At 63.2% G+C, this 10,314-nt stretch carries 9 protein-coding genes; 4 read left to right on the plus strand and 5 right to left on the minus strand.

Annotated elements, in window-relative coordinates; translation table 11 throughout:
- Positions 1 to 232 precede the first annotated feature (232 nt).
- The 4 genes from pstB to pstS all read right to left on the minus strand — a co-directional run bounded on the left by pstB (position 233) and on the right by pstS (position 4,377).
- On the minus strand, positions 233 to 1,012 hold the full coding sequence (pstB, locus tag ACIQH5_RS21675) for a phosphate ABC transporter ATP-binding protein PstB (RefSeq protein WP_011772968.1): 780 nt from the start codon (positions 1,010 to 1,012) through the stop codon (positions 233 to 235).
- A gap of 69 nt (positions 1,013 to 1,081) precedes the next feature.
- Positions 1,082 to 2,185 carry a phosphate ABC transporter permease PstA gene (pstA, locus tag ACIQH5_RS21680; RefSeq protein WP_091327046.1) on the minus strand — a complete coding sequence of 368 codons (1,104 nt, stop codon included), beginning with the start codon at positions 2,183 to 2,185 and terminating at the stop codon, positions 1,082 to 1,084.
- A complete protein-coding gene (gene pstC / locus ACIQH5_RS21685) occupies positions 2,186 to 3,118 on the minus strand; it encodes a phosphate ABC transporter permease subunit PstC (RefSeq protein ID WP_024819033.1) in 933 nt (310 codons plus the stop codon).
- Positions 3,119 to 3,255: 137 nt separating this feature from the next.
- On the minus strand, positions 3,256 to 4,377 hold the full coding sequence (gene pstS, locus ACIQH5_RS21690) for a phosphate ABC transporter substrate-binding protein PstS (RefSeq protein ID WP_400407568.1): 1,122 nt from the start codon (positions 4,375 to 4,377) through the stop codon (positions 3,256 to 3,258).
- Positions 4,378 to 4,614: 237 nt separating this feature from the next.
- Here pstS and ACIQH5_RS21695 point away from each other — a divergent pair, with 237 nt between their 5' ends.
- Genes ACIQH5_RS21695 through ACIQH5_RS21705 form a run of 3 tightly spaced genes read left to right on the plus strand, consistent with a single transcriptional unit; the run spans position 4,615 to position 7,832 of the window.
- Positions 4,615 to 5,742, plus strand: coding sequence for an aromatic acid exporter family protein (locus ACIQH5_RS21695; protein WP_400407570.1), 1,128 nt, complete (start codon positions 4,615 to 4,617; stop codon positions 5,740 to 5,742).
- A gap of 39 nt (positions 5,743 to 5,781) precedes the next feature.
- Positions 5,782 to 7,155 (plus strand): DNA repair protein RadA, encoded by a 1,374-nt coding sequence (gene radA / locus ACIQH5_RS21700; RefSeq protein WP_400407572.1) that lies wholly within the window; start codon positions 5,782 to 5,784, stop codon positions 7,153 to 7,155.
- Between the two features lie 53 nt (positions 7,156 to 7,208).
- Positions 7,209 to 7,832, plus strand: a complete 624-nt coding sequence (locus ACIQH5_RS21705) for a Pr6Pr family membrane protein (RefSeq protein ID WP_062070889.1) — start codon at positions 7,209 to 7,211, stop codon at positions 7,830 to 7,832.
- Here the strand turns inward: ACIQH5_RS21705 and ACIQH5_RS21710 are convergent.
- The gene (locus ACIQH5_RS21710; protein WP_400407574.1) at positions 7,829 to 8,533 is read right to left on the minus strand and encodes a TetR/AcrR family transcriptional regulator; all 705 of its coding nucleotides are present in this window, start codon (positions 8,531 to 8,533) and stop codon (positions 7,829 to 7,831) included. The genes ACIQH5_RS21705 and ACIQH5_RS21710 overlap by 4 nt on opposite strands.
- 227 nt (positions 8,534 to 8,760) lie before the next feature.
- On the opposite strand from ACIQH5_RS21710, the gene ACIQH5_RS21715 reads away from it, so the two are divergent.
- Entirely contained in the window at positions 8,761 to 10,299 is a 1,539-nt protein-coding gene (locus ACIQH5_RS21715; RefSeq protein ID WP_400407576.1) for an amino acid permease, read from the plus strand.
- Positions 10,300 to 10,314 lie beyond the last annotated feature (15 nt).

The following is a 10,314-nucleotide window of genomic DNA, read 5'->3' on the forward strand; positions in this document are numbered from 1 at the left end:
AGCAAACCCGCCAACGAAGTGTCCACGATGTCCTGAGACAGAGTGTCTACGAAGTCATGAGACAGAACTGTCTATTAAGTCATGAGACTCCACAGTCGTTCCCAGCGCTCAGAACGGCCTGATCTGCTACCTACTTGGGCAAGAAAAAACGACGGCGGCCGTACCCCCAAGGCGACGGCCGCCGTCGTTCTGTGCCGACTCCCCCCATAGAAGCCGGAACCTGCAGAACCCTTTATCCGAAGCGGCCGGAGACGTAGTCTTCCGTGGCTTTCTGGCCCGGGTTGTTGAAGATGCTGGTGGTGTCAGCGAACTCGATCAGCTTGCCGGGCTTGCCGGTGCCTGCGATGTTGAAGAACGCGGTCTTGTCGGACACACGAGCGGCCTGCTGCATGTTGTGGGTCACGATCACCACGGTGTACTGGTCCTTGAGCTCGTTGATGAGATCCTCAACAGCCAGCGTGGAGATGGGGTCCAGGGCGGAGCAGGGCTCGTCCATGAGGATCACCTGGGGCTCAACGGCGATGGCGCGGGCGATGCAGAGACGCTGCTGCTGACCACCGGAAAGACCGGAGCCAGGCTTGTCCAGACGGTCCTTGACCTCGTTCCAGAGGTTGGCGCCCACCAGGGACTTCTCCACCAGGGCGTCGGCTGCGCCCTTGGAGATCTTCTTGTTGTTCAGCTTCACGCCGGCCAGCACATTGTCGCGGATGGACATGGTGGGGAACGGGTTGGGGCGCTGGAAGACCATGCCCACCTGGGTGCGGACGGTCACGGGGTCCACGCCGGGGCCGTAAAGGTTGTCGCCGTCCAGGAGGACCTCGCCCTCGACGCGCGCGCCGGGAAGGACCTCGTGCATGCGGTTCAGCGTGCGGAGGAAGGTGGACTTGCCGCAGCCGGACGGGCCGATGAAAGCCGTAACGGACTTGGCCTGGATGTTGATGTTGACGTCCTCGACGGCCAGGAAGTTGCCGTAGTAGACATTCAGGTCTTTGACGTCGATGCGCTTGGACATGGTGTTCCTTTGTTCCTTGGGGGTGTGGAAGTTTGAAGGTGCCTCGCTGAAAACCGGCGGCCGGCCCGGCTAGCGTCCCGTTTTGGGCGCGAACAGACGGGCTATGAGGCGGGCTCCGAGGTTGAGGAGCATCACCAGGATGATCAGCACCAGCGCCGCGCCCCAAGCACGCTGGTCCGAGGGCTCAGGGTTGGACGGCGACGTCGGGTTCAGGATCTGCGTGTAAATGAACGTGGGCAGCGAGGCCATCCAGCCGCCGAAGACGTTGTTGTTGATGGTGGTGGCGAAGCCTGCGGTCACCAGGATCGGCGCGGTTTCGCCAATAACGCGGGCGATCGCCAAGGTGACACCGGACGCGATGCCGGAGATCGCCGTCGGAATAACCACCTTGGTGATGGTCCGCCACTTGCGCACGCCCAGCGCGTACGAGGCCTCGCGAAGCTCGTTGGGGACGATCTTGAGCATTTCCTCGCTGGAGCGGACAACAACAGGGATCATCAGGACGGAAAGCGCGACGGCGGCTACCGCACCGGTCTTGGTGCCGGGGCCAACGATGGCGAAGAAGAACGCTGCCGCGAAGAGGCCGGCCACGATCGAGGGGATGCCGGTCATGACATCCACGAAGAACGTGATGGCGCGGGCCAGCGGACGGTCGTTGCCGTATTCCACCAGGTAGATGGAGGTCAGGAGGCCCACGGGTACGGAGATGACCGTGGCCAGGAGCGTTATCTGGATGGTGCCCAGCAGTGCGTGGTAGATGCCACCGAGTACCGGGGCGCCTTCCTCCACTGCCTTGTTGTCGAACGCGCCAGTGACACCGTTCATGGAGGTGCCCAGGAAGCCGGGAGTGATGAGGCCGGGGATGCCGTTGACCAGCACAGTGAAGATCACTGAGATCAGCGGCAGGAGGGCAATCAGGAACGAGCCCACCACCAGGCATGTGGCGAGCTTGTCCTTGGCCTTCCGTGAGCCTTCAACAGCACCGCTCCAGGAAACCAGGCCCACAGCAAACAGGATGGCTGACACGATGCCCCAGCCGAAGGCGTTGAAGCCGATGAGCGCCATGATGGCCGCGCCCACAATGAGCGCGACGGCCAGGACAATGTAGGGCGCGAACTTGGGCAGCTGGCCCTTGGTGAGCGCTGAGCGCTTGCGGACTACTGTGGCGGACATTTAGTTGGCTCCCGAGAATTCTTTGTGCCGGGTGATGATCCAGCGGGCGATCATGTTCACACCCAGGGTGATGACGAACAGCACCAGGCCGGCGGCGATCAACGTGTTGACCTTGATGCCGCTGGCTTCGGGGAAGTTCAGGGCAATTTCCGCGGCGATGGTCTGGTTGCCGGACTGGATGAGGCTCGCAGTGAGGACACCGGAGGAGAGCACCAGGGCAACGGCCATGGTCTCGCCGAGTGCCCGGCCGAGGCCCAGCATGATGGCGCTGATGATGCCCGGACGACCGAAGGGCAGCACGGCCATTTTGATCATTTCCCAGCGGGTGGCTCCCAGTGCGAGCGCTGCTTCCTCGTGCAGCTTGGGGGTCTGCAGGAAGATTTCGCGGGACAGGGAAGTGATGATGGGCAGGACCATGACGGACAGGACGATGCCCGCGGTCAGGATGGTCTTGCCGGTGGCCGATGCCGGTCCTTCGAAGATGGGGATCCAGCCGAGGTAAGTTGCCAGCCAGTCGTAGGCGGGTGAGATTTCCTTGGCCAGGAAAGCCGCACCCCAGGCGCCGTAAACAACGGAGGGAATGGCTGCGAGCAGGTCCACCACGTAGCCCAGGCCGGCGGCGAGCCGGCGAGGGGCGTAGTGGGAGATGAACAGTGCCACGCCGATTGCCACGGGGGTGGCGATGACGAGGGCGATCACGGCGGCAATCAGGGTTCCCACCACGATGGGGGCGATGTAGGCGAAGAAGCCGTTGCCGCCCTGGATGTCCTCAGCAGGGGCCGTCAGGGCCGGAATTGCCTGCACCACGAGGAACAGCGCGACTCCGAAGAGGACCGCAAGAATCAGGCACCCTGCGGCCATGGCGGCCCCGGAGAAAACCTTGTCCCCGGCGCGTCCTGCGCCTTGGGAGGTTGTCAGGGAGTTGGTGGTCACTTCACGTTCCTTCAGTCTGGAGTGAACTGGTCTTACATGGCTAAGTTCCCTGCCCCGCTCCAGCGGCTCTGCGGCCACTCGGCGCGGGACAGGGAACTTCAGTGTTCAGCCGGGTTCAGAAAACCCGCCGGGAAACCTTAGGACTTGGCCTTGATGGTTTCGATGGCGGCCTTGGCCTTGTCCTGCAGCGTCTTGGAGAGCGGTGCGGACTTCGCGGCGTCAGCTGCGGTCTTCTGTCCTTCGTCGGAAACGACGTACGTTTCGAAGCCCTTGACCAGGTCAGCAACTTCCTTGGTCTCGTAGGTAGTGCACACAACGTGGTACGAGACGAGGACTACAGGGTAGGCGCCGGATGCGGTGGTCTTGCGGTCCAGCTTGATGGCAACATCGTTGGCGGCGCGGCCGTCAACGGGCTTGCCGGCTTCAACGGCCTTGGCAGCGGCTTCTGCGGAGATCTTGACGAACTCGTCGCCCACCTTGATGGAGGCGGTGCCCAGCTTGCCGGAAACGGCGGAGTCATCAGCGTAGGTCACAGCGCCCGGGGTGTCGGTGACGGTCTTGACCACACCGGAGGTGCCCTTGGCGTTCTCGCCGGCGAGGGTTGCGGGCCAGATGCCGGCGGACTTGTCCGTCCAGACCTCGGGTGCAGCGGCTGCGAGGTAGTCGGTGAAGTTGGTGGTGGTTCCGGAGTCATCGGAGCGGTTCACCGGGGTGACCTTGAGGTCCGGGAGGGTGACGTCTTCGTTGAGGGCGGCGATTGTGGGATCGTTCCACTTGGCGATTTCGCCGCGGAAGATCTTGGCGACGGTCGCGGCGTCGAGCTTCAGGTCGGTGACGCCGGGAACGTTGAAGGCAACCGCGATCGGGGAGATGTACACCGGGATGTTGATGGCGCCGTCGGGGCCGCACTTGGCCTTGGAGCTCTCGAGCTCTTCGTCCTTCAGGTAGGCGTCGGAGCCGGCGAACTGTGCCGAGCCGTCAATGATGGCCTTGCGGCCTGCGCCCGAACCGTCCGGGGAGTACTGAACAGTTGCGCCGGAGTTAGCGGCGGAGAAGCCTGCCTTCCAAGCGTCCATGGCTGCGCCGGTGGAGGAAGCGCCGATGCCGGTCAGGGTGCCGGTGACCTTGGGGCCGGAGGCTGCCGACTGGGTGCCGCCAGTGGTGCCCGTTGCGTTGTCTGAACCGCAAGCAGTGAGCGCGAGAGCGCCGGCTGCGATGACCGCGATTGCCGCGTTGCGGCCGAAGTGAGTTGCCTTCACTTGGATGTGCCCCTTCCAGGGATTCTTCGATGCGGGCCGAACGGAGATTTCGGCGTGCGCGAGCTGTGGACCAAATGTGTTCCTTTACTGAAGGTAGGGAGCGCAGGTAACGGGATCTGCGGTGCAAGGTGAACGGAAGATGAACGACGGCGGACCATTGGGTTATGTGGCGCGTGCCACCTTGAGGGGCTCCTGGCTTGGGGTAGTTGAGGGGGTTGGGCAAATAGACTGGAAGGCATGGCTGCCGCAAAGGGATTTTCTGCAAGCAAGAGGTTCCTGCGCGCCAGAGTCAGGACCGGTTTGGTCCGCAGCCGGAATTCGTTGACGCCTGCCATCCAGATGACGGTGTGCGCCGTGGGGGCCTACGCTTTCGCTGAATACGTGCTGGGCCACCAAGGTCCCCTGTTCGCGGCTACTTCTTCCCTGATTGCGCTGGGCTTCTCCCGTGATCCGCGCCTGCGCCGGGTCATTGAGGTGGGCCTCGGCTGCACCCTGGGGATTGTTGTTGGTGACCTGCTGCTCCACTGGCTGGGCGCCGGGATCTGGCAGGCCGCCATCGTCCTTCTTTTCTCCATCCTGCTGGCCAGGTTCTTGGACAGCGGGACCATCTTTACTACCCAACTGGGCCTGCAGTCGTTGCTGGTGGTACTTCTGCCTGCACCGGCCGGTGGGCCTTTTACGCGAAGCCTCGACGCCGTAATCGGCGGCGTGTTCGCACTGCTGGTGACCATCTTGGTGCCGAAGGATCCGCGGCGTGAGCCCCGGAAAGACGTGCAGAAGATTCTCCATGAGCTAGCAGAAGTGCTACGAGAATGCGCTAAAGCCATGATCGACAGTGACTCCACCACGGCTTGGCACGCCCTGATCCGGGGCCGCAACTGTCAGCCATTGGTGGACCGGATGCGGCAGACTCTGCGGGCTTCCGGTGAAGTGGCCACCCTGGCACCGGCCCATCGCAGGCACCGCGACGAGCTGGCCGGCTTGGAGCATTCCCTCGAATACATCGATCTTGCGCTCCGCAACAGCCGGGTGTTTGCCCGCCGGCTCACCAGCGCCATCAACCATGCTGCGTTGTCCGACGAAGCGATAGACAGCATCTCCGAGGTCCTTCAGGAAACCGCCGACGCAATCGACGAGATGACCATTGGACTGTCGGAGCAGAGCGAAGGAACCAGGCGCGTGCATCTGCGGCGGGCCCGGAACGAGCTCTCCGATATCGCGGCGCGCCTGCACCCCAAGATGCTGGACGTGCAACGGCTCGAAGGCGAAACCGTGGTGATGCTGTTCCGGCCACTCATGGTGGATCTGTTGGAGGCGAGCGGAATGGAGCCGGAGGAAGCGCGGGCAGTGCTCCCGGCGCTTTAGCGGCTAATACTGTCAGTCCCCGCCACTACGCTTGAACCCATGGCTTCCAAGACGTCCCGCGCATCCAAAACACCCGCCTACAAGTGCGCCGAATGTGGCTGGACTGCCATCAAGTGGGTGGGCCGGTGCGGTGAATGCCAGGCGTGGGGAACCGTTGAGGAGTACGGCGCCACTGTAGCGCGTACGACGGCGGCCACCACAGTTTTGGAGCCGGCCCGCCGCATCGCTGACGTGGATGGGACAACAGCGGCGTTCCTGCCCACTGGCGTGGACGAACTCGACCGCGTCCTCGGCGGAGGGCTCGTCCCCGGTGCCGTCATCCTGCTGGCTGGGGAACCCGGCGTCGGGAAGTCCACGCTCCTGCTGGACGTCGCTGCTAAGTTCGCGCGCACTGGGCAGGATGTCCTGTACATCACGGGCGAGGAGTCCGCGGCGCAGGTGAAGCTGCGCGCCGAGCGGATCGATGCCGTGGCCCATACTCTTTATCTGTCCGCCGAAACCGACCTGGGGCAGGCACTGGGCCAAGTGGAAAAGCTTGAGCCCAAACTGCTGATTGTGGACTCCGTGCAGACCCTGAGCAGTGCCGACGTCGAAGGCAGCGCCGGCGGGGTGTCCCAAGTGCGTGAGGTGGCCGCCTCCATCATCTCTGCGGCTAAACGGCGCAACATGACCACGCTGCTGGTGGGCCACGTGACCAAGGAAGGCACCATCGCAGGGCCTCGCCTGCTGGAACACCTGGTGGATGTTGTGTGCCAGTTCGAAGGCGAGCGCCACTCCCGTCTGCGTCTGCTGAGGGCCGTCAAGAACCGCTACGGCGCCACGGATGACGTCGGATGCTTTGATCTTAATGAGACAGGTATTGAGGGCTTGGCGGATCCCAGCGGTTTGTTTGTTTCACGGACACGTGAGCCCGTTTCGGGCACCTGCATCACGGTGACCATGGAGGGTCGCAGGCCGCTGCTGGCAGAAGTTCAGTCCCTTCTTGCCGAGAGCGCCAATTCGCAGCCCCGCCGTGCCACCAGCGGGCTGGAAAGCTCCAGGGTTGCCATGTTGCTCGCAGTGCTTCAACAACGTGCCGGCTGCATGCTTCATAAGGACGACTCCTATGTGGCGACCGTGGGTGGCGTGAAGCTGACGGAACCGGCCACGGACCTGGCCGTTGCCTTGGCCGTCGCGTCCGCCAAGTCACGGAAGGCACTCCCCCAGCGGCTGATCGCGTTCGGCGAGGTGGGCCTGGCGGGTGAGGTCCGTCCGGTTCCCGGGATCAACCAGCGCATCCAGGAAGCCCACCGTCTTGGCTTCACGCACGCCATTGTTCCGGCAAGTCCGGCAGGTGCAGGCGTTATCCCGGACGGCTTCTCGGTGCGCGAAGTGGGCCACCTGGCTGAGGCGCTGGAACTGCTGATCACTTAACCCTTACGGGGTGTCGGGGGGCCGTTCAACGGGGTTTCGGTAAGGATTGGGTCATGACCAAACGGAATGTGCTTATCGGGGGACGCTTTTTCTTTGGCCTTCTGACGCTGGTGGCGGTGGGGACGCAGCTGGCTGTCCACATCAGCTTGGGGTTCGACGTCTGGAACTTCTTCAGCTACTTCACCAACCTTTCGAATCTCTTCGCCGCCGCCGTACTCCTCATCAGTGGCTACAGGGTTCTCATCCGCAAGCGACCCACCGAGGCGGACGATGTTACCCGTGGCACGGCCACCATTGCCATGGCCATTGTGGGCATCGTCTTCGGCGCACTCCTCACGGGGCAGGACCTGGGATCCATGGTTCCGTGGGTCAACTTTGTGGTCCACTATCTGATCCCTGTGGTGATGGTGGCCGACTGGCTGTTCCAACCGCCACGGGCGCGCCTTGAAGTCCGGCACATCTGGTACTGGCTCATCTACCCCGTGTTTTACCTGACCTACAGCCTGATCCGTGGTGCGTTCGTGAACTGGTACCCGTACTGGTTCATCGATCCTGCCCGCGCCGGCGGTTGGGGCGGCGTGGTGGTCTTCGCTTTGGCCATCACTGTGGGTTTCGTCGTGGTGAGCTTTGCGATGCTGTGGCTGGGGAACAAGCTCAAGCGGCAGGTGGACTACTAGGCGGTCTTTCTGGCGGGTGCTCCCTGTGGAGCTCCGAACCGGCTGATGAGCTCGCTACTGGCAGCCCTCACTCTCGGAAGTTCCTCCCTGAGTCCGGCAAGGATCAAGACCGTATCCGCCGTGGTGGACGCGGAGTCTGCAGCGATCAGTCCGTCCGCGCGGAGATTGATCAAGGACTCCACCAAACGGAAAGCGGTATCGCCCAGGCTTGCGTCTGACCGGGCGACTGCCGCGAGCTCGCGCCCCAACTCTCCGTAAATGGTCCTGAGTTCGTTTCGGGCTGCCATGAAGGGCTGGAAGATCCGGGCCCTGGCCTCCGGCAGGTGGTAAAGCACCCCGAGGTTCCATCGGGAATTGCAGAGCTGCGAGCCGTCGAACAGCACCACCGCGTGTAACCGCGCAGCTGCGGCCACTACATTCCTGTCGTCGCCCTCGTGGTCGTTTACTGTCCGGGCAAAGGCGAGGCTTGTGGACACCGTCCCGCCGAGCAGCTCACCCAGAAGCTCATCCTTGGTGGAGAAGTGGTGATACAGCGACGACTGCCGGATACCTACGGCGTCGGCGATGGCCCGTGTGGACGTGTTGGCGAAACCTTGGCTGGTGAAGAGCTCTGCAGCAGCGTCCAATATCTCGTCACGGGCGGTGGCCCCCGGGCGTACTGCCTGCTGTTTGCGTGGGCGTCCCGGTCCGGCTGTAGTCACCCTTCATTCTTGCATCGCAGCACCCTCAAACAGGCCGTTCACGGCGCGCTCCCCGAGCGGTGAGTTTTCATTTACATCCTGGAAATACGCGGTAACCAAGGCTTTACATCGGCGAAACGCTGCGGGGACACTGCGCTGAAAAACTATCACTTGACCGATATTCCGGACGGGTGATCAGAAACCGCTCCGGGCTGGTTCCACATCCCGTTCCAGACACGGAGAAACTGATGACTTCCACCCTTTCGACGGCGACCGACCGCACCGATGATGCAGACCTGACAGCGCTCGGCTACCAGCCCACGCTGCACCGCAAGCTTGGCCGCTACGCTTCGTTCGCCGCAGGTTTTTCATTCGTCTCCATCCTCACCACCATCTTCCAGCTCTTCGCCTTCGGCTACTCCTTCGCCGGTCCTGCTTTCTTCTGGACGTGGCCGGTGGTGTTGGTAGGCCAGCTCCTCGTGGCCTTGAATTTCGCTGAGCTCGCCGCCCGTTACCCACTGTCCGGCGCCGTCTACCAGTGGTCGCGCCGCATGGGTGGCGAAGTGGTGGGCTGGTTCGCCGGCTGGTTCATGTCCATCGCCCAGGTCATCACTGCTGCCGCAGCAGCCATCGCCCTCCAGGTGGTCCTCCCCCAATTGTGGGATGGCTTCCAAGTGGTTGGCGGCGATCCCGCCCTGACGTCCCCCACAGGAGCGGCGAACGCAGTCATCCTCGGCGCCGCACTCCTGGTGTTGACCACCCTCATCAACTGCCTGGGCGTGAAGCTCATGTCACACGTCAACTCCATTGGCGTGACCTGCGAAATTGTGGGCGTCGCCGCGGTGATCCTGGCCCTGTTCGCAGCCGCGCAGCGCGGCCCGGAGGTAGTAGCGGACGTCAGTGTTGTCACAACCTCGGACCTTGGCGCAGTGGGTGCCTTCCTGGTGTCCGGTTTGATGGCCGCCTACGTCATGGTGGGCTTCAACTCCGCCGGTGAACTCTCGGAGGAAACCAAGAATCCCCGCAAGACAGCCCCGCGCACCATTCTTTCGGCGCTGATCATCTCCGGTATAGGCGGCGGGCTCATGATCATCGCCGCGCTGATGGCAGCACCAAGTCTGGACGACGGCAGGCTCGCCACCGAGGGACTGCCCTACGTGCTCACTGCTGTGCTGGGCACGTTCTGGGGCAAAGTACTGCTGGTTGACGTGGCGATCGCCATTTTCGTCTGCACCTTGGCCATCCAAACGGCAGGTTCACGGCTGGTGTTCTCCATGGCCCGCGACGGCAAACTTCCAGCCTCCGCTCTTCTCTCCAAGGTCCACGCGCAGCGGGGAACCCCCATGTGGCCCTCCATCGCCATCGGCGCCCTGGCGGTGGGCATCCTAGCCATCAACATCGGCAACTCCGCACTCTTCACCACCCTCTGCAGTGTGTGCATCGTGATGGTGTACCTGGCGTACCTGATGGTCACGGTACCGCAGCTGCTCAGTCGGATCCGGGGTGATTGGGACCGGGTAGGGCAAACCATGCCGGCCGGACTCTTCTCGCTGGGCCGTTGGGGCCTGCCCGTCAACATCCTGGCCGTGCTGTACGGCGCCCTCATGGTCATCAACCTTTCCTGGCCGCGCCCCGAAGTGTACGACCCCTCCGGGGAGCACGGGATACTGCTCTTCTCCGCCCCCATCATGGTGGGCGCCGTCCTACTCCTGGGCCTCTGGGTCCGGCGGAACATCCGGGTTCGGGAGAACAAAGCAGCCGAGGCTTTGGACCCCAACGCCGTCTGACTCGCTACAGGCAGA

It is taken from the genome of Paenarthrobacter sp. NPDC091711, assembly GCF_044756605.1.
In the GTDB taxonomy this organism is placed as follows: domain Bacteria; phylum Actinomycetota; class Actinomycetes; order Actinomycetales; family Micrococcaceae; genus Arthrobacter.